This window comes from Pectobacterium aroidearum, from assembly GCF_015689195.1.
Classification (GTDB): Bacteria; Pseudomonadota; Gammaproteobacteria; order Enterobacterales; family Enterobacteriaceae; genus Pectobacterium; species Pectobacterium aroidearum.
Genome location: NZ_CP065044.1, coordinates 2873245 through 2892787, shown reverse-complemented (window position 1 = coordinate 2892787; position 19543 = coordinate 2873245). Strand labels below are relative to the sequence as shown.

Sequence of the window (19543 nt, the reverse complement as noted above, 5' to 3'; positions counted from 1 at the left end):
GCGCTACACCTTAGCCAGCTTGACGGCGCATTTCTTAAAGTCCGTTTCTTTCGACAGCGGATCGGTGGCATCCAGCGTCAGGACGTTAGTCATCTGCGCGGCGTCGAAGAACGGCATATACACCAGTCCACGCGGTGGTTTATTACGGCCGCGCGTTTCAACCACGGAGACGACTTCACCACGGCGCGAAATAATGCGCACTTTCTCACCGCGACGCAGGTCGCGCGCTTTGGCATCCTGTGGGTGGATAAACAACACGGCCTCGGGGAAGGCGCGGTGCAGTTCCGGTACGCGGCGCGTCATGCTGCCGGTGTGCCAATGCTCCAGCACGCGGCCAGTGGAGAGCCAGAGATCGTACTCGTCGTCCGGCGCTTCGGCGGCAGGTTCGTATGGCAGTGCGAAAATCACCGCCTTGCCATCCGGTTTACCGTAAAAACGGTAGGCTTCTCCCGCTTTGACGTAAGGATCGTGCCCTTCGCTATAGCGCCACTGCGTTTCCTTACCGTTAACCACTGGCCAGCGTAGCCCACGAGCTTTGTGGTAGTCATCGAATGGCGCCAGATCGTGACCGTGCCCACGGCCAAACGCGGCGTATTCTTCAAACAGGCCTTTTTGCAGATAAAAACCGAAGTCTCGGGATTCGTCGTTCAGCTGATTTTCCGCTAATTCACTGAGTGGGAAGCGCGTGGTGACATCATTCGCAAACAGCACGTCGTAGAGCGTCTTGCCGCGATAGGCCGGTTTCTGCGCCAGAAGTGCTTCCGGCCAGACTTCTTCTACGGTGAAGCGCTTGGCAAAGCTCACGACCTGCCACAGATCCGATTTTGATTCGCCCGGTGCTTTCACCTGCTGACGCCAGAACTGTGTCCGGCGCTCGGCGTTGCCGTAAGCGCCTTCTTTTTCCACCCACATTGCGGTCGGCAAAATCAGATCGGCAGCCAGCGCGCTGACGGTCGGGTAGGGATCGGAAACGACGATAAAGTTGCGTGGGTCGCGCCAGCCTGGCATACGCTCCTGATTGATGTTCGGGCCAGCCTGCATGTTGTTGTTACACATCACCCAATAGGCATTCAGCGTGCCGTCTTTCAGCGCCCTGTCTTGTGCGACAGCGTGCAGACCGATCTTTTCAGGAATGGTACCGGTCGGTAACTGCCACAGTTTTTCCGCTATCGCGCGGTGTTTCTCGTTGGTTACCACCATGTCCGCAGGCAAACGGTGGGCGAAGGTGCCGACCTCACGTGCAGTACCGCAGGCAGAAGGTTGACCAGTTAACGAGAACGGCCCGCAGCCAGGTTGGGAGATCTTGCCCGTCAACAGGTGGATGTTATAAACCAGATTGTTCGCCCAGACGCCGCGTGTGTGCTGGTTAAAGCCCATCGTCCAGTAGGAGATCACCTTCTTCTTCGGATCGGCGTAGAGTTTTGCCAGCGCTTCCAACTGGTCGGCAGGGACGCCGCTGATGGCGACTGTTTTTTCCAGCGTGTAGTCGGCGACAAAGGTTTTATATTCTTCAAAACTCATGGGTTCGGACGCGTCGGAGCCGGGATTTTTCGCCGCTTTCTCCAGTGGGTGCGTCGGACGCAGTCCGTAGCCGATATCGGTCACGCCTCTGCGCAGGTTCACGTGGCGGGTAAAGAAGGCCTCGTTCACCGCATTGTTTTGAATAATGTAGTTAGCGATGTAGTTGAGAATGGCCAGATCGGTTTGCGGCGTAAACACCATACCGTTATCCGCCAGCTCAAAACTGCGGTGCTGATAGGTGGATAGCACGGCGACGGTAACATTGCTGTTCGACAGGCGGCGGTCGGTGATGCGCGACCAGAGAATCGGGTGCATCTCCGCCATATTGGAGCCCCACAGTACAAACGCATCGGTCTGCTCGATATCGTCGTAGCAGCCCATCGGTTCATCCATACCGAAGGTACGCATAAAGCCCACGACCGCCGATGCCATACAGTGGCGCGCGTTGGGGTCAATATTGTTGGAGCGGAAACCGGCTTTGAACAATTTGGCGGCCGCATAGCCTTCCCAAATCGTCGATTGTCCAGAGCCAAACATCCCTATTGCGTTCGGACCTTTTTCTTTCAGGGCGGTTTTGAATTTCTCCGCCATGATGTCAAAGGCCTTGTCCCAGGAGATCGGGGTAAATTCGCCTTCTTTATCGAACTTGCCGTCACGCATCCGCAGCAAGGGCTGTGTCAGGCGATCCTGTCCGTACATGATTTTTGGCAGGAAATAGCCCTTGATGCAGTTTAAACCACGGTTAACCGGCGCGTCAGGATCGCCCTGACTGGCGACGATGCGGCCGTTTTGCGTCCCGACCAGCACACCACACCCTACGCCACAGAAACGGCAGGGTGCTTTATCCCAGTGGATGGCTTCTGACTGCTCGGTCGCGGCGCGGACCGCGATAGGAATGGTGATGCCCGCGACCGCAGCGGCCGCTGCGACAGCGTTCGCCTTCATAAAGTGTCGTCGACTGAGTTTCATGGTATTTCCTCACCCTGAGCTTGTTGATCAAGAGGTTGTTCATCGAAAGTAAAAGACTGTTCATCAAAAGACTGTTCATCAAGCTGGTGATAAACCAGCGAAACCGCCAGTACGCCTGTAAGTTCGCGTATTGACGCTATTTGTTTTAACAGTGCGTCTTCTGAATCTGACTCCAGCACCACGGCCATTTTTCCGGTATCGCTATCGCTGGCACCCACCTCGACATTGGGCAGCGTCGCTAACACCTCGCCCACGGCCGCCATCTGTGCCGTATTCACGTGAACCACTACACTGCAAACATGCCAGACTGTGCTCATCGGTTTTCCTGTTGCGTCAGGAGACGCGTTGGTGCGGGGTGATGTCCCGCAGTGATCTTTTTCATCGATATAGCGCCGACAGGGCACCCGGAAATACAGGCGCCACAGGTGGTACAGGCATCGTCGTCGATTGACGGTGCGGCAACGCGCCCAATGGCGGGACGAAACCGTATCGCCCCGGTTTCACACGCATCCTGACAGCTGCGGCATTCCACCTGATGCAGCGACAAACAGGCGTCCTGAAGTGTCAGGTGGTATTCCCACGGCGTGGTGTGGCTCTCCGCGAACAGCGCTTGTGGACAGGCACGCGCGCAGTCGTAGCAGAACGTGCATTCGCCGTGCTGAAAATCGATGGTGGGAAAACCGCCCGAGCCGCGCTGAATGATCCCCGAATCGCAGGCATCAATGCAGGCGTTGCAGCGTATGCACTGGCTCAGAAACCGACTTTCTACGCCGCTCCACGGCGGACGCAACGCGTTGTCTGCCCGCTGTAGGCCACCAGTCAGTAGGGAACGTCGGGAAAAGTTAGTCATGGCAGTTTGTCGCTCTGGCACGCAATGAAATATCCAATAAGAAACACGCTGTTTTTGTAGGGGTTACACTATTCCTCTTAGGCTGTATGCGATAATCACCCTTTAGAGGTAAATGGTGGTGCCGGATCAAGCTTATGTGGGATTCGCGTCTCATTGGCTTGCCTGTTTGGATGGGGATCGCGATAGTGGCGCTGAGACGCTGCTCTACTTATTTAGAGTAGGTATGACGTTAAAGGGGATTGCTCGTTGTGATGGTTAAACGTCCTGTTTCTACCAGCCTGGCTCGCGCGTTTTTTTATATCGCGCTGCTTTCATTCCTGACGACCGGCATTGCACTACTAACGCTGGCCAGTGGTTTACGCGATGCAGAAGCGATCAACGTTGCTGGCTCCATGCGTATGCAAAGCTATCGTATGGGATATGACTTGCAGGGCGATCGCGCAGAATTAGCATCACATCGCCGCCTTTATGCGCAAACGCTGGATTCCCCGGTTTTTCACCTGTTGGATCGCTGGTATGTGCCGCGCGATGTGCGCGATCGCTACGCTGCGCTGTTGCAAAGCTGGAAAACGATGGATGAGCGCCTGAGCGCGGGGGATCGGGCGTGGTATCAGGACAACATTGTTCGCTATGTCACGCAGATCGATCTCTTTGTGCTGGCGTTGCAGCACTATTCCGAACGCAAGATGATGATAGTTGTTGTGACATCAATAATTGGTTCGATCACTATCTATATACTGATCTTCTTTACGCTGCGTCGCATCCGTCGTCAGGTGGTCGTGCCGTTGAATAAGCTGATGGCGGCCTGTGCGTCTATTGAAAAGGGGCGTTTTACCCATTCGCGGCTGGACGTCAATTTGCCTAACGAACTGGGCTTACTGGCGCAAACCTTCAGTAGTATGACTGATGAACTGCAAAAACTTTATCGTTCTCTGGAAGACAAGGTACGGCAGAAAACGCTGCGCTTGCAGGAAGTGAACCGCATGCTGAAGGTGCTGTACAACTGCTCTCAGGCGATGAATGTCAGCACCATCGACAGACATTGCTTCCAGCAGATTCTGCAAATTGTTCGCCGCTATGAAACGGTCGGCTGTCTGGAAATGCGGGTAGGAGAGAACTGGCGGTTATGTGAAGGCCAACCGGATGAGCAGGCTGCGTGGCAGACCTTGCCCATCCGTTTGCAAGAGGTTGAGTTTGGTCAACTGCGCTGGCAGGCATCAACGCAGCAACCGTCGGCGCAGTTGATGGAAAGCGTTGCTAATATGCTAGGTCGCGGCCTCTATTTTAATCAGGCGCAGAAGCATTACCAGCAGCTATTACTGATGGAGGAACGCGCCACCATCGCGCGTGAACTGCATGACTCATTGGCTCAGGTGCTTTCTTATCTGAATATCCAGATGACGTTGTTAAAGCGTGCGGTCGCGGAAGAAAATGCGCAGGCCCGGCAGATCATCACCGATTTTGAACAGGCGCTCAGTGATGCTTATCGCCAACTGCGGGAACTGCTGGGTACGTTCCGACTGACGCTGCAACAGGCCGATTTGCCTGCGGCGATGCAGGAAATGATCGCGCCGCTGCGCGCGCAGACTTCGGCGGCAATCACGATTGATTGCCGGATTCCTACGCAAGCGCTGGATGCATCACAGCAGGTTCACTTGCTACAAATCATCCGTGAAGCGGTGCTGAATGCCATTAAACACGCGCAGGCGACGGCGATTACCGTCAACTGTCGGACACAGCCTGATGGCCGTCATTGTGTTGATATTCGTGATAACGGCTGTGGCATTATCAATCAGGAGGAACCCGCAGGGCACTACGGTTTAAATATTATGCAGGAGCGTGCCGAACGGTTAGGCGGAAAGTTATCTATCGGCCTTCACCCTGAAGGGGGAACGCAGGTTAGCGTCTGTTTCTCGACGCCGACGGCAGCGCGTGAACGCGATAACACGAACACTCTCTACCCGGAATAAGTCGAGTGGAAGCAGGTCGCTTGAAGTATGACGGCGATAAATCATAGATCATAATCATAAATAAAATAATAAGATCCATATTACATTGGGGCTGGGCATGTCAGAAAAACCATCTTATCGTGTGTTGATCGTCGACGATCATCCGCTTATGCGCCGGGGAATCCGTCAGCTACTGGCGACCGATGCCATCTTTGACGTGATAGGGGAAGCCAGTAACGGCATGGAGGCGCTGAGCCTCGCGAACCGGGATTCTCCCGATATCATCTTGCTCGATCTCAACATGAAAGGATTGAGCGGGCTGGATACGCTCCACGCGCTGCGGCGCGATGGGATTTGTGCCCGTGTGATTGTGCTGACGGTCTCCGATGCGCCCAGCGATATTTATGCGCTGATGGACGCGGGGGCCGATGGCTATCTGCTTAAGGACAGCGCCCCAGAACACTTACTGGATGCCATTCGCAGCAGTGATGCTTTCAGCGATCAAGTCAGGGACGTGCTACGTCACCGTATCGCCATACAGGAAACACCGTCGCCTTTTACCGTATTGACGGAGCGCGAACTGGATGTGCTGCAGGAAGTGGCGTCAGGATTATCCAACAAGCAAATCGCCGCAGTGTTGTATATCTCAGAAGAGACGGTAAAAGTGCATATTCGCAACATGCTGCGCAAACTCAACGTACGCTCCCGCGTCGCTGCCACGGTGCTGTATCTGGAAACGCGCGGCCAGTAGGGCCGCGTTGTTGTCTGGTAGATGAGATGATTTTTTAGTCTGCCTTGGCGTTTGTAACCAGTTCGTCAATAGGCGTACTGTCGAGGCCAGTAACTCCTTTGATTCATCGTCCCATGATAGGCCGGTATTCTTTGAGCATAAATGACGAATGCTTTTTTACGAATCGAGCCCAAAAGAAGAAGGGTTTTAGCCAGCGCGATTTATCGCAGTAACCTGAATTTGAATTAATCAGAATGTACAACGGGAAAAACGTCGGGATTGAATTAGGTTTTGCGAGACTAACAGGATACGAGTAAGGGGAATTTCAACTCACATTCATTAACCTACGGGCGTAGGGTAATATTTATAGAACATGAATTGGTACGACCGAGTGGACTCGAACCACCGACCCCCACCATGTCAAGGTGGTGCTCTAACCAACTGAGCTACGGTCGTACAGGAGATAACATCTTAATCAGTAACGTTTTGATTAGAATGCTTTTCTTCATTCCAGCGTTTGGAATGGGCGCTATTATGGACGGCTCCGACGCTGGTGGCAAGCGCTTTGTTTATCATCTTCTTTCAAGTGTCGAATGTTTAGCCGGATTTGCGTCCTGAGGTTAATTATTCAGCCAGAATCCCTGTGAGTCGTCCTGGCTGATATCTGTAATGCTCCGTTTTTGCCGCGTTTGGCTTGCGATTAGCGAGCGGGGCGGGTTTCCTGAGTAAGGGGTGTGCTGTCCAGTGCATTGTCAGGCTGAGGTGAATATTCACCGCACCATTTTGCAACGACGATGGTGGCCACGCTGTTTCCGATGGTATTGCACAGCGCAATCGCCATAGACATAAAGCGATAGACACCGAAAATTAACGCCAGTCCTTCTATCGGCAGATTACCCACTGTTGCCACCGTTGCCGCGAACACCACGAAGCTGCCACCAGAGACGGCTGCGGCGCCTTTTGATGTCACCAGCATGATGAGCAAGATGCCCATCTGCTGTTGCCAGCTCAGGTCGACGCCATAGGCATTGGCGATAAACAGCGTACACATCGACATGTAAATACTGGTTCCGTCGAGGTTAAATGCATAGCCTGTCGGGAGAATCAGCCCCACGCTTTGGCGTGAACAACCAAAACGTTCCAGTTTCTGTAACAGCCGAGGTAAGGCACTTTCGGACGAGGCCGTACCCAGCACGATGACGATCTCATCGCGGATGTATTTAAGAAAGCGAGTCAGGCTAAACCCGGCAAATCGGCAGATAGCGCCCAGGATAACAATGATGAAAAAGGCGACGGCGGCATAAAACATCAATACCAGATTCAGTAACGAAAGCAGCACGCTACTGCCGTTACTTCCTACGGCATACGCCACAGAACCGAAAGCACCAATCGGGGCTAATTTCATGATTAAGTTGATGAACTCGAAGAAGCATTCCGAGATGCGGTTCATGCCATTTTCAATTACGCTGCGTTTTTCATGGGGGAGTGCGAGTAACGCGAACCCAAAAATCAGTGAAACCACCAGTACTTGTAAGAGCTGCCCACCAGCGAAGGCGCCGATGAAGTTATCGGGGAAAATACCGTAGATAAAATCCATGGTGGTGGTAGGCATGTGGCCTTTTGCTATCGCAGAGTCAACGGCAGCGGTAGCTGTCTGACTGATACTCCCGGCATGAATGCCTGAACCGATATCAATGATGTTTGCCCAGCCGAGACCGAGTGCGAGTGCGAAGGTTGACACCAGCTCAAAATAGATCAGCGCACGCACGCCGATTTTTCCCACTTTCTTGATATCCCCTGCGGAGGCGATGCCGTGTACCACCGTAAAAAAGATGAGCGGTGCGACGGCGGTTTTGATGAGTTTTAGAAAGATGTCGCCGAGGATTTTAAACTTTGCGGCCAATTCCGGTGCGGCAAAACCGAGGGCAATGCCCAGGGCCATCGCTGCCAGAACCTGAAATGTCAGACCTTTCCAGACAGGTGTTTTTGTCGACATAGTGTTGATCTCTTGTAGGTTGAACAGTACGGATAAAGGCTGAACCAGCAAAACTCGCCATCATGCAGTGAATGTCCCTAACGACATGAACTAACAAGATTTTTTTATTTTTAGCGATACAACCCGCGTGATGAGTCATGTGTCGTAGCCACTGCCATATTCATATGTACGGACATTTCAACTTGTCCGTACATATGAATATGGCGTAGCAGTGACGTTGTCAACGGTGGGGTCTAATGAAATGTGAATAACATGATCTCGGTTGGATATTTAAGTGTTGCAGAGATCATTGACGGTTCTGCCACTGCTTTAACTCTTTCTTTGCTCACTTATGATTGTTTTTGATTCTTGTTGCGCATTATCAATAAGTGCTATGCTAGCCCTCGCGTGATACCTCAATGAATCTGGCGTAAATGGGTTGTTGTTGTGTTTTATGTGCTCTTTTGCGTATATCTAACTCATTATCGAGCCTAATCGAGCATTGGCGTCGAATCACCGCGTCAGCTATCTAACTCGCCGCACAAAGCGATATTTTCTTTGTTCAGACAGGCTATGACAGCCTGACTCACGGCTATCTGTATACGTAAAATCTGAAAGGGGGAGTGGAATGATCAAGTTGGTAATTACCGATCTGGACGGCACGTTTCTTCACAGCGATGGCGATTACAACAGGACTCTGTTTGCTGAGGTTTATGCGTTAATGAAAGATAAGGGCGTGCAGTTTGCCGCCTGTACGGGTAAGCAGTGCGAGCGGGTCGAAGCGCTTTTTGGTGATGCTGCAAAAGACATCTGGATTCTGGGAGATAGCGCGACGCGCATCAAATATCGGGGAGATTACGTTTACCAATCGCTTATCAAAAACCGTCTGGCCTTGAGTCTGATTGGCGTGCTGGAAAGTGTGGATGACCGATACGTGGTCATCGGTTGTACCCCACATGGTGCGATGGTCAGGGAAACGATCGACCCGGCTTTACTGGAAAAGGTAAAGAAGTCGTACACCAACGTGACGCTGATCTCCAGCTTTGCTGCCGTCACCGATGACTTTGTGAAAATCACGGTTTATGACCCGGAAGGGCACTGTCATGAGACGGCGAAGTATCTCGATGCGTTTCACGATCATGTCTATATCGTGGTCTCTGAAGCGGCTTGGATCGATATTGCTAATGTCGGCGTACACAAAGGGCATACCGTAGACATCCTTCAGGACAAACTGGCGGTGACGGCAGAGGAAACGATGGTGTTTGGCGACGGCTACAATGATATTGAGTTAATGAGCCGCGGGGCTTACAGCTTTGCGATGCACAACGCGTTTGAGGAAACCAAAGCCGCAGCGAACTTTGTTGCCCGTAGCAATGACGAGGATGGGGTTCTCAACACGATAAAGCTGCTGCTTTCATGAATTGAAGCACAGGAAGCAAACCGGCAGCCATTGAGGCTACCGTCGTGTTATCTGGCAATAATCAGATCCAGGTTTTTTTCGCTTAATGCGTCCTGACAGGCAGGGGCGATTTCATCATCGGTCACCAGCGCGGTAATATCCTCACACCCAGCGACGCGATAGCGCGCCAAAGCGGAGATCTTATTAGCGGTCAGCGCGACGATCACTTCGCTGCTGCGGGTGACCAGACACTTTTTGAATTCTGCATCGTCATATTCAAAAACGGTCAATCCTTCATTGGCGTCAAAGGCACAGCCCCCCAGCAGGCATTGATCGAAATACATCTTCTCTAGCTGTCTGAGCGTATCGATACCAATTGCGCCGCCGACTTCTTTCTGGATTCGTCCGCCAAGAAAAATCACTTCTACATCCTGATGTTGCATCAGTTCTGTCGCGATAATGGGCGAATTACACACGGCGGTAAATTTCAGGCCCAGCGGAAGCTGCTTCGCCACGGCCAGATTGGTGGTGCCAGTGTCAAAGAAGACGCAACTGTTAGGTTTTATCAGCGGGATAACGGCCTGAGCGATACGATCTTTCTGGACGGCATCGATACTCGCTCGGCTGGCAAAATCGATGGCTTCTGGGGGCATGATGACCGCACCACCGTAGACGCGCTTACAGGCACCGGATTGCGCCAGCTCCTTCAGGTCGCGCCGTATGGTGTGCTCGGATACGTTCAATTCACGTGAGAGCTGCGTGCAGACGACTTTGCCTTCCTCGCTGAGGATTTGCCGGATTTTGGCTTGCCGCTGTTCGGGAAAGTCGGTGTAATCGAACATAAATGTCCTTTGTTAATCACTATCATGCATCACCTGCTGTCAGCGAGCAGGTGCCACTTTTGTCTGGGCTGTGTAACGCATGGAATCGCGCCATGTTAATCCGCCCCTTCCAGCAACACAACCTCTCTGCCGCGTTGCTCTGCAATGTGTGCGTCATAGTGTAAAATTTACGCGTTACTATACCGATATCACCGATAAAGAGAGAAAAACATCCGTGTTTCATATCATTACCGGGCTTATCGCCCTCTATGTTATCTGGCGTCTGGTCTGGCGCTTGCGTGTCAGTATGTCCGTAAAATGCATACTGGCGGTGCTAGTGCTGCTGGCGTCACAGCATCATCTGATTACGCGCACGTTTTTTGGCACGATGGCGTCGCCGGAAGTGCCCGCGTTTGTCCTGATGTTTCTGGGCTGGGCGTTTGGCGCGCTGTTGATAACCGCATTTCTGCTGTTGGCTATCGATCTTCTTGGCGTAGCGAGTCGTTTTTTATTCCGTTCGGCGGGGAATGTTCTGCTGAACAATATGGCGCTGCGTGGCGGCATTGCTGTTGTGGCGATGGGTCTGGCGGCTATCGGCGTGTGGGAGGCGGTGCGTGTTCCTGAGGTTCGTACGGTAGAAGTTAAACTGAAGCAACTGCCACCCGAATTGGATGGTTTCCGGCTGGTGCAGCTAACCGATTTACATGCCAGTCGTCTGTTACAGCGCCCGTGGATAGCGACGGTGGTAGCCCAAACCAATGCACTTAAGCCCGATCTGACGGTGATTACTGGCGATCTGGCCGATGGCACCGTGAGCGCTCGCCATGAGGATATGGAGCCGTTGCGTAACCTGACTGCGCCACACGGCGTGTTTGCCATCGTGGGCAACCATGAATATTACGTGGAATATACACAATGGGTGCAGCGGCTGAACGCGCTGGGTTTGCGCCTGTTGCTCAATGAACATGTGTCGATCGGTCGCGATAATGCCACGTTTGTACTGGCTGGCATCACCGATCGTACTGCCGCCGATTTTCAACAGCCGCTGCCGGATACGGGCGCTGCGCTCAACGGGGTATCGCCAGATAGCGCCGTTGTTCTGCTTAGCCATCGGCCAACGGGGGCGAAAGAAAATGCGCGTGCCGGGGCGGATTTACAGCTCTCCGGCCATACGCACGGTGGTCAGGTGCTGGGCATGCACTGGGTGACACAGCTGGCGAATGAAGGCTATGTGTCAGGCAGCTATGACGTGGATGGCATGCATCTGTACGTGAGCAATGGTGCGGGGCTGTGGAATGGCTTTCCGATCCGCTTAGGGAAACGCGCCGAAATTACCCAGTTCATACTCCGTTCGTCTTCGCTGTAGGTTTTTTGGGAATAGCGTCAGCGGCTTCCTCAAAGAGACTGTCATAATGATAAGACGGCTCATTATCGCAAACTGTGCTATCGGCAAGATTATTGATGCAGATAGGAAAAATGTGCGATTGAGCCGCTTTTCATCAGCTTAAACTATCGCAGAAGTTAGCATATACAATTATAAATTATAGGGAGACTCTGGCACTGTCTTGCATCAAGAAGAGGGAATAGGTGAAGTCTCCGTAAGGTTATCGGAGGACGACCCACCTTCTTGCGCAGCGATTAAGGCAATGCAACATACTGGGAGATAATGATGGACGAGAATAAAACGAAACCAGCCGGCAAGTGTCCGGTTATGCACGGCGGAAATACGGCTACTGGCTCATCAAACACGGACTGGTGGCCAAATGCCCTCAATCTCGACATTCTTCATCAGCATGATACCAAGACCAACCCGTTAGGCAGCGATTTCAGCTACCGCGACGCTCTCAAAACCCTCGATGTCGATGCCCTCAAGAAAGACCTGCATGCACTGATGACTGACAGTCAGGAGTGGTGGCCGGCGGACTGGGGTCACTACGGCGGGCTGATGATTCGTATGGCCTGGCACTCGGCGGGGACTTACCGTACAGCCGACGGTCGCGGCGGCGGCGGAACGGGTAACCAGCGTTTTGCACCACTCAACTCCTGGCCGGATAACGTCAGCCTTGATAAAGCGCGTCGTTTACTGTGGCCAATCAAGAAAAAATACGGCAATAAACTCAGCTGGGCGGATCTGATTATTCTGGCGGGTAATATCGCGTACGAATCTATGGGGCTGAAAACATTCGGTTTCGCCTTTGGGCGTGAAGATATCTGGCACCCGGAAAAAGACATCTATTGGGGTTCCGAAAAAGAGTGGCTGGCGAAAAGCACCGGGCGCTACGGCAGCGACGATCGTACCACGCTGGAAAACCCGCTGGCTGCTGTACAGATGGGGCTGATTTACGTTAACCCGGAAGGCGTCGACGGCAATCCCGATCCGCTGCGTACCGCACAGGATATGCGCGTGACGTTCTCCCGCATGGCGATGAATGATGAAGAAACCGTTGCCCTGACGGCGGGTGGACACACGGTAGGCAAAACCCACGGCAATGGCGATGCCAGCCTGCTGGGTAAGGCGCCAGAAGGAACGGATGTGGGTGAACAGGGTCTGGGCTGGCATAACCCGACAGGGTCGGGCAAAGGACGCTACACCGTCACCAGCGGGCTGGAAGGTGCCTGGACAACGCATCCGACGCAGTGGGATAACGGCTTCTTCCATATGCTGCTGAATCACGAGTGGGAACTGAAAAAGAGCCCGGCGGGGGCATGGCAGTGGGAACCTGTCTTCATTAAAGAAGAAGACAAACCGGTGGACGTTGAAGATCCGTCTATCCGTTACAACCCGATGATGACCGATGCTGATATGGCGCTGAAAGTTGACCCTGAATATCGCAAGATTTCCGAGCGCTTCTATCAGGATCAGGCTTACTTCTCCGAAGTGTTTGCCCGCGCGTGGTTCAAACTGACGCACCGCGATATGGGGCCGAAAACGCGCTACCTCGGCCCGGATGTACCGCAGGAAGATTTACTGTGGCAGGATCCGGTTCCGGCAGGCCGTACCGACTATGATGTCGATGTTGTCAAAGCACGCATTGCAGAAAGTAGCCTGTCCATTAGTGAGCTGGTAGCCACCGCATGGGATAGCGCTCGCACGTTCCGTGGTTCTGATATGCGCGGCGGTGCTAACGGTGCGCGGATTCGTCTCGCCCCGCAGAAAGATTGGGTAGGGAACGAACCGGAGCGTCTGGCGCGAGTGCTGGTCGTACTGGAAAGTATTGCGGCCGCAACCGGGGCCAGCGTGGCCGATACCATTGTGCTGGCGGGTAATGTCGGGATTGAGAAAGCGGCGAAGGCAGCGGGCGTGAATATCACCGTGCCATTTGCGCCGGGACGCGGCGACACCACCGATGCCCTGACCGATGTGGAGTCTTTCGACGTTCTTGAACCGATCCACGATGGCTACCGCAACTGGCTGAAGAAAGATTATGCCGTGAGCCCGGAAGAGCTGATGCTCGATCGCACTCAGCTGATGGGGTTAACGGCGAAAGAGATGACGGTGCTGGTTGGCGGGCTGCGTGTGTTGGGAACCAACTACGGCGGCACGAAGCACGGTGTATTTACCGATCGTGAAGGGGCGCTGACGAATGATTTCTTCGCCAACCTGACCGACATGAAATACACGTGGAAGCCATACCGTAAAGACCTGTATGAAATCCGCGATCGTAAAACGGGTGAAGTTAAATGGACGGCGACGCGTCTGGATCTGGTCTTTGGGTCCAACTCCATTCTGCGTTCTTACGCCGAGGTTTATGCACAGGACGACAACAAAGAGAAGTTTGTGAATGACTTTGTTGCTGCCTGGGTGAAAGTGATGAATGCGGATCGCTTCGATCTGGCAGAGTAACAAGAGGTAAGGCTCCCCGTACTGCTGTTCATGCTGCGCGGGGAGCTGCATTTTCACTGCGGCCCCGTTGTGGATCACTGCTTTTTGAGGTTCAGCATAAATTCTTTGAACGGGGCGGCAAATTCCTTAAACAGCGGGTGTTTTCTTTGCTGCATCATGACTTCGCTGAAGAGTTTCAAACCGACGATAAAGGCCTGAGTCTGTTCTGGCGTCATGTCCATCTTGCCATCAACTTTTTCCAGTATCTTGAAAAGGTCATCGTGAATCGAGTATTCAAACGACAGCGTGCGCTGCGGCTCTGCTTTTTCTTCCACCGTAATCTGGTAGACGTTTCCCATCGTAGCCTCGGTAAATTGAACTCATGATAGATAGTTGATAAAATCAACTATATGATCATTGGTTGACTGAGTCAATAAAACATGATGAAAGCTCTTTTTGCCTTACTGGAAAGCTATAAGGCACAGATGCAGGAACAAATGAAAGCACACGACATTAGTCTGGATGTGGTGCACATCCGGCTATGTAAGATCATCGCGATGGAAGGGCGCATTACGCCTCAGTTGCTGGCGAAAACGGTGGGGCGAGATAAGGCGCAGATCACCCGCATGGTGGCGGAGCTGGTCAAACGCGATTATGTCCGCAAGATCGATAACCCGGATGATGGCCGCAGCGTGTGGCTCAGTCTGTCCGAGAAGGGCGTCGCGTTTACGCAGGTTTTTCTGCATCAGGAAAAACAGATTGAGGCGCAGATGCTTCAGGTACTGTCACCTGAGGAACAGGCCACGTTCAGCGCGCTGCTGGAAAAAATAGCGGAGAACCGTTCTGCACGCTAAGCCCCACGCCCGCTAACCCTCACTGCACTGCTGTGAAGCGCACTCGCTGTGCTACTGCACCGAGATGGCGCGAGAGCGGCGCACTTCTCCCTATCATTCTCCCTATAAACCACCGCAGTACCGGCATTTTCGGTGCTGGCACGCATTTTGCTCTTCTCTATTCGGGACAGCACCACATAGGGCGCTGAACAACCTGAATAGCTGGCTAGGGTTCCGATCCATGCAATATGGATGTCTGGTCCGAGAGCTGGCGACCTCCAGTTGAGGTTACACGGCGGGACAAAAGCCCGGGAGACAGCAACACCCATGGTGTCGCGCTGTTCCCGCTTTTTTCCTACTCAACCGGAGGTCTGGCATGAACCTATCTCGTTTACTGGGCGTTTGCGTCCTCAGTCTCTCAGCCTTGCTGAGCTTCCCTTCTCAGGCGGCGCCTAAAACGCAATTCAATGTGTGCTGGACTATCTATGCCGGATGGATGCCGTGGGGGTTCATCGGCACGCAGGGCATTATCGATAAATGGGCCGACAAATACGGCATCAAGATTAAGGTCACCCAGCTCAACGACTACGTCGAGTCGATCAACCAATACACCGCCGGACAATTTGACGGTTGTACGATGACCAACATGGATGCGCTGACTATTCCAGCCGCGGGCGGTGTGGATACCACGGCGCTGCTGCTCGGCAGTTTCTCCGCAGGCAACGACGGTATTGTGCTCAAAGGCAAAGGGAAAACGTTGAGCGATTTGCGTGGGATGAAGGTCAACCTGCCTGAACTCTCGGTCTCGCATTACCTGCTGGTGCGCGGTCTGGAAACCGCTGGCTTGAGAGAACGGGATGTCACGGTCGTCAACACGTCGGACGCCGATATTGTCGCCGCCTTTGCTACCCGCAGCGTGCAGGCGGCTGTCGCCTGGAACCCGCAGCTTTCTGCAATCAAAAGCCAGCCGGACACCACGGAAGTCTTTCAGTCCGGTCAGATCCCCGGCGAGCTGATCGACATGATGGTCGTGAACACGCAGACGCTACAGGACAATCCGGTGTTGGGCAAAGCGCTGGCTGGTGCCTGGTTTGAAATGATGGCGCTAATGAAAGCGGGCGATAAACCGGCGCTGGAGTCAATGGCTGCTGCTTCCGGCACCGACTTGGCTGGCTATCAGGCCCAGTTAAAAACCACCCATCTGTTTTATTCCGCGCAGGACAATCTGGCGTTTCTGACCAGTTCGGATCTTCCTAACACCATGAAGCGCGTCGCGGATTTCTCCTTCGATAAAGGGCTGCTCGGTGCAGGCGCACAGAGTGCCGATTTTATCGGCATGACATTCCCCGGACAGGTCACACAGGGTGACCGTGCCAATGTGAAACTGCGCTTTGACGACACTTTCGTGCGTCTGGCCGCAGAGCACAAACTCTGATCCCACAGACTGGAGAGACTACCGTGCGCTTGATCAATCGCTCACCCAGCCGGGGCGGACGACTGTTGCTGGTTCTGCTGCCGTTTGTCGTGCTGCTGGTGCTGTACCTCGTTGGGTCGGCGCTGCGGCTGGAGGCTAACCCGAATGACAAACTCCTGCCGAGTCTCGGGCAAATGGCCGAGGCGATGCAGCGCATGGCATTGACCGAGGACAAACGCAGCGGTGATTACCTGTTCTGGCTGGATACGCAGGCCAGTCTGGTGCGCCTCGCGCTGGGGCTGGGGATCGCCAGCCTGTTGAGCCTGCTGTTCGGGATTGCGGCAGGGGCTTTCCCGCTCTTTCGTGCGTCGCTTTCGCCGCTGATGACCGTGTTGTCGATGATTCCGCCGCTGGCGATTTTACCCATCCTTTTTATCGTCTTTGGCTTAGATGAACTTTCGAAAGTGATGCTGATCGTCATTGGCGTTACGCCGATGCTAGCGCGCGATCTCGAACAGCGCGCCCGCAACATACCGCAGGAAACGTTGATTAAAGCTCAGACATTAGGTGCGAACAGTTGGGTGGTGGTTCTGCGTGTCATTCTGCCGCAACTGCTGTCGCGGCTGCTGATTTCACTGCGGCTGTTGCTGGGCGCGGCGTGGCTATTTCTGATTTCTGCCGAAGCGATTTCAGCAACGGCCGGGCTGGGTTACCGCATCTTTCTGGTACGACGCTACATGGCGATGGATGTGATTCTGCCATATGTCGTATGGATCACGCTGCTGGCATGGCTCATGGATATGGCGCTGCGCTGGCTGCATCGCCGCTGGTTCCCGTGGTCAGAGGAAAGCAAAGCATGAGTTTTATCGAAATCGATAATATTTGGCAGGAATACGGCGACCACGTGGTGCTGGAACGGCTTAACCTGAACGTTGAGGAAGGAGCGTTCTGCACGATGGTTGGGGCCTCCGGCTGCGGTAAATCCACCTTTCTGCGCCTGCTACTGGGACAGGAAACGCCCAGCCGTGGCGAAGTTCGGCTTGAAGGGAAGCCGCTGCCCGCAGAACCGGATGCCAGCCGCGGCGTGGTGTTTCAGCGTTATTCGGTTTTCCCACATTTGACCGTGCTGGAAAACGTGGTGATAGGGTTGGAAATACCGCGTTCCCCCTGGCTTGGCAGGTTATTCGGGCAGCATAAGCAAGCGGCAAGAGATTGTGCCGCGCGGATGCTGGAGCGCGTCGGGCTTGGACACGCCATGCATAAATACCCCAACCAGCTTTCCGGCGGTATGCAGCAACGGCTTGCGATTGCACAGGCGTTTATTGTCCAGCCGCGTATCCTGCTGCTCGATGAGCCGTTTGGCGCGCTGGATCCCGGTATTCGCGGCGATATGCACACGCTGCTGTTGGAGCTGTGGCGGGAAACCCGCTTAACGGTTTTTATGGTCACCCACGATTTGCCGGAAGGTTTCCACCTCGGTACGCGTTTGCTGGTGTTCGACAAAGTCCGTGTCGATCCGCATGCGCCAGAAGCCTATGGCGCACGCATTACCTATGACATCCCGCTTAATCAGGAGCGTCTCGCTACGCGCCAGCGTGCGCTTACGCCAGTGCCTCCCGTGGTCAGTGCGGCGATATCCCCCCTTTAAGGAGCTTTCTGTGATGACAGAGATACAGACATCGACAAACACATCGACAGGCCGAACCCCATTTGATGAAGAAATCGTTCCGGGCGGAGGGCATACCTCTTTCATTCTCAAGCGCGGACAGATTCTGCGCATCGAAGATGTTGAAGGCGGCGGCAATGTTGGCCTGCTGTTGTTCAATGCGCACCAGACCAGCGAACGCCTGAACCTACCGGATACCCTGAAAGGGCAACATACCGCCAGGCTGACGGTCGGGCACTGTCTCTATTCCGATATGGGGCGCGTGCTGGCGGCGATCGTTACCGATACGTGCGGCTGGCACGACAGCTTTGGCGGCGTGCTCAATGCGCAGGAAGTACAGGAGAAATACGGGCAAGGGCGTTATCAGGAACGGCGCAACGGCTTTTTTCGTAACGGGATGGATAATCTGCTGGTCGAGATGGGGAAATGGAACCTCAATCTGCAAGATCTGCTGATGACGATCAACCTGTTCAGCAAAGTCACCGTGGATGAGCAAGGGCAATTTCATTTTCACGCCAATCATTCTCAGGCGGGGGACTACATCGAGCTGTATGCGCCGATGGATACGCTGGTGGTGCTGACCGCCTTGCAACACCCGATGGATCCTAACCCGACTTATGTGCCGCGCCCGATTGCGCTTACCTGGAGCCGAGCGGAAGGCGAAGATGTTGCCGCGTACTGCCGTGCGTTCCGTGAGGAAAATGCGCGTGCGTTTCACAATACCGAACGCTTTTACCTGTAAGGAGGCCGGACATGACCTTAATTGCCAGCAATAAAACGCCCGAGGACGCGGTATTCCGCCATGTAATTCCTGCCGGTGAACCTTATTTGTTTGAGGTGAAACAGGGACAGACGCTGCGACTGCTGGATTTGGAGGGCAATCAGGCGGTGGATACCTTGTTCTATCGCGTCGGCGACCCGCGCGAACGCTACGATCCACAACGTACGCTGCGCCGCCAGAATAGCGTCTATCTGACGACGGGCAGCGTGCTGTATTCCAACCTTGGTAATCCGCTGCTGACAATTGTCGCCGACACCTGCGGCCGCCATGACACGCTGGGCGGCGCCTGTGCGCAGGAAAGCAATACCGTGCGCTATGCGCTCGACCGACGCTACATGCATAGCTGTCGCGATAACTTTCTCTGCGCCTGTCTGCACGATGGCCGCCTGAATAAAAAGGACATTGGCGCGAATATCAATTTCTTTATGAATGTGCCGGTGACGGCGGAAGGCGGGTTGACCTTTGAGGACGGCATTTCTGCACCGGGGAAATACGTGGAACTGCGTGCTGAAACGGATGTCATCGTGCTGATCTCCAACTGTCCGCAGTTGAATAACCCGTGCAACGGCTGGAACCCAACGCCAGCGGAGGTGCTGGTATGGAACTGACGCCGGATCGCGGCGGTGAAAAACCTACGCGCTGGCAGCGAGTGAAAATGTGGCTGGTGAGCGCGCTGGAGGCAAGGGCAAACCGGTATTTTCTGCCGTCGACGAGCCGTTCTCAGACTGACAAAACTTGATGATTTCGGTGTGGTAGCACGCCTCTACATCCTTTGACCGTTACCGTGATGGACGACCATCATGCGGATCGCA

At 53.9% G+C, this 19543-nt stretch carries 18 protein-coding genes, 1 tRNA gene and 1 riboswitch; of the genes, 12 read left to right on the top strand and 7 right to left on the bottom strand.

Annotation, left to right across the window (positions count from 1 at the left end):
- Positions 1–3 precede the first annotated feature (3 nt).
- Genes napA through napF form a run of 3 tightly spaced genes read right to left on the bottom strand, consistent with a single transcriptional unit; the run spans position 4 to position 3340 of the window.
- Complete coding sequence (napA, locus tag I2D83_RS12900; RefSeq protein ID WP_205946648.1) at positions 4–2490, bottom strand: nitrate reductase catalytic subunit NapA; 2487 nt, start codon at positions 2488–2490, stop codon at positions 4–6.
- Positions 2487–2807 carry a chaperone NapD gene (gene napD, locus I2D83_RS12895; RefSeq protein WP_194430342.1) on the bottom strand — a complete coding sequence of 107 codons (321 nt, stop codon included), beginning with the start codon at positions 2805–2807 and terminating at the stop codon, positions 2487–2489. The genes napA and napD overlap by 4 nt, the downstream gene beginning before the upstream one ends.
- Positions 2804–3340, bottom strand: a complete 537-nt coding sequence (napF, locus tag I2D83_RS12890) for a ferredoxin-type protein NapF (protein ID WP_205946647.1) — start codon at positions 3338–3340, stop codon at positions 2804–2806. Before napF ends, napD begins: the two co-directional genes overlap by 4 nt.
- Before the next feature lie 251 nt (positions 3341–3591).
- On the opposite strand from napF, the gene narQ reads away from it, so the two are divergent.
- Together narQ and narP are read left to right on the top strand one after the other, a co-directional pair.
- Entirely contained in the window at positions 3592–5310 is a 1719-nt protein-coding gene (narQ, locus tag I2D83_RS12885) for a nitrate/nitrite two-component system sensor histidine kinase NarQ (protein ID WP_205948184.1), read from the top strand.
- A gap of 97 nt (positions 5311–5407) precedes the next feature.
- Complete coding sequence (gene narP, locus I2D83_RS12880) at positions 5408–6040, top strand: nitrate/nitrite response regulator protein NarP (protein WP_015840619.1); 633 nt, start codon at positions 5408–5410, stop codon at positions 6038–6040.
- Positions 6041–6398: 358 nt separating this feature from the next.
- Here the strand turns inward: narP and I2D83_RS12875 are convergent.
- Together I2D83_RS12875 and I2D83_RS12870 are read right to left on the bottom strand one after the other, a co-directional pair.
- Positions 6399–6475 (bottom strand) — tRNA-Val (locus I2D83_RS12875).
- Positions 6476–6719: 244 nt separating this feature from the next.
- Entirely contained in the window at positions 6720–8015 is a 1296-nt protein-coding gene (locus tag I2D83_RS12870) for a cation:dicarboxylate symporter family transporter (RefSeq protein ID WP_205946646.1), read from the bottom strand.
- A 607-nt stretch (positions 8016–8622) separates the two neighbouring features.
- On the opposite strand from I2D83_RS12870, the gene I2D83_RS12865 reads away from it, so the two are divergent.
- Positions 8623–9414 (top strand): HAD-IIB family hydrolase, encoded by a 792-nt coding sequence (locus tag I2D83_RS12865; protein WP_205946645.1) that lies wholly within the window; start codon positions 8623–8625, stop codon positions 9412–9414.
- 47 nt (positions 9415–9461) lie between these two features.
- Here I2D83_RS12865 and I2D83_RS12860 read toward each other — a convergent pair whose 3' ends face one another.
- Positions 9462–10235 (bottom strand): DeoR/GlpR family DNA-binding transcription regulator, encoded by a 774-nt coding sequence (locus tag I2D83_RS12860; protein ID WP_015840617.1) that lies wholly within the window; start codon positions 10233–10235, stop codon positions 9462–9464.
- Positions 10236–10314: 79 nt separating this feature from the next.
- Here I2D83_RS12860 and I2D83_RS12855 point away from each other — a divergent pair, with 79 nt between their 5' ends.
- A complete protein-coding gene (locus tag I2D83_RS12855; RefSeq protein ID WP_205946644.1) occupies positions 10315–11580 on the top strand; it encodes a metallophosphoesterase in 1266 nt (421 codons plus the stop codon).
- A gap of 303 nt (positions 11581–11883) precedes the next feature.
- Positions 11884–14058: a catalase/peroxidase HPI gene (gene katG, locus I2D83_RS12850; RefSeq protein ID WP_180777968.1), complete on the top strand. Its 2175-nt coding sequence runs from the start codon at positions 11884–11886 to the stop codon at positions 14056–14058.
- Between the two features lie 74 nt (positions 14059–14132).
- Here katG and I2D83_RS12845 read toward each other — a convergent pair whose 3' ends face one another.
- A complete protein-coding gene (locus I2D83_RS12845; protein ID WP_181828748.1) occupies positions 14133–14396 on the bottom strand; it encodes a DUF3861 domain-containing protein in 264 nt (87 codons plus the stop codon).
- Between the two features lie 81 nt (positions 14397–14477).
- Between I2D83_RS12845 and I2D83_RS12840 the strand changes: the two genes are divergently transcribed.
- The 7 genes from I2D83_RS12840 (at position 14478) to I2D83_RS12810 (ending at position 19470) form a co-directional block, all read left to right on the top strand.
- Positions 14478–14891, top strand: coding sequence for a MarR family winged helix-turn-helix transcriptional regulator (locus tag I2D83_RS12840; protein WP_205946643.1), 414 nt, complete (start codon positions 14478–14480; stop codon positions 14889–14891).
- 194 nt (positions 14892–15085) lie between these two features.
- A riboswitch (guanidine-I (ykkC/yxkD leader) is annotated at positions 15086–15187 on the top strand.
- Positions 15188–15246: 59 nt separating this feature from the next.
- Positions 15247–16305, top strand: a complete 1059-nt coding sequence (locus tag I2D83_RS12835; RefSeq protein ID WP_205946642.1) for a putative urea ABC transporter substrate-binding protein — start codon at positions 15247–15249, stop codon at positions 16303–16305.
- A 23-nt stretch (positions 16306–16328) separates the two neighbouring features.
- Positions 16329–17144 carry an ABC transporter permease gene (locus I2D83_RS12830; protein ID WP_015840611.1) on the top strand — a complete coding sequence of 272 codons (816 nt, stop codon included), beginning with the start codon at positions 16329–16331 and terminating at the stop codon, positions 17142–17144.
- Positions 17141–17932: an ABC transporter ATP-binding protein gene (locus I2D83_RS12825; RefSeq protein WP_194430335.1), complete on the top strand. Its 792-nt coding sequence runs from the start codon at positions 17141–17143 to the stop codon at positions 17930–17932. Before I2D83_RS12830 ends, I2D83_RS12825 begins: the two co-directional genes overlap by 4 nt.
- Before the next feature lie 13 nt (positions 17933–17945).
- Complete coding sequence (locus I2D83_RS12820) at positions 17946–18692, top strand: urea amidolyase associated protein UAAP1 (RefSeq protein WP_205946641.1); 747 nt, start codon at positions 17946–17948, stop codon at positions 18690–18692.
- 11 nt (positions 18693–18703) lie between these two features.
- The gene (locus I2D83_RS12815) at positions 18704–19339 is read left to right on the top strand and encodes an urea amidolyase associated protein UAAP2 (protein ID WP_015840608.1); all 636 of its coding nucleotides are present in this window, start codon (positions 18704–18706) and stop codon (positions 19337–19339) included.
- Positions 19330–19470 carry a hypothetical protein gene (locus I2D83_RS12810; RefSeq protein WP_181848474.1) on the top strand — a complete coding sequence of 47 codons (141 nt, stop codon included), beginning with the start codon at positions 19330–19332 and terminating at the stop codon, positions 19468–19470. Before I2D83_RS12815 ends, I2D83_RS12810 begins: the two co-directional genes overlap by 10 nt.
- The last annotated feature ends 73 nt before the right edge of the window (positions 19471–19543 follow it).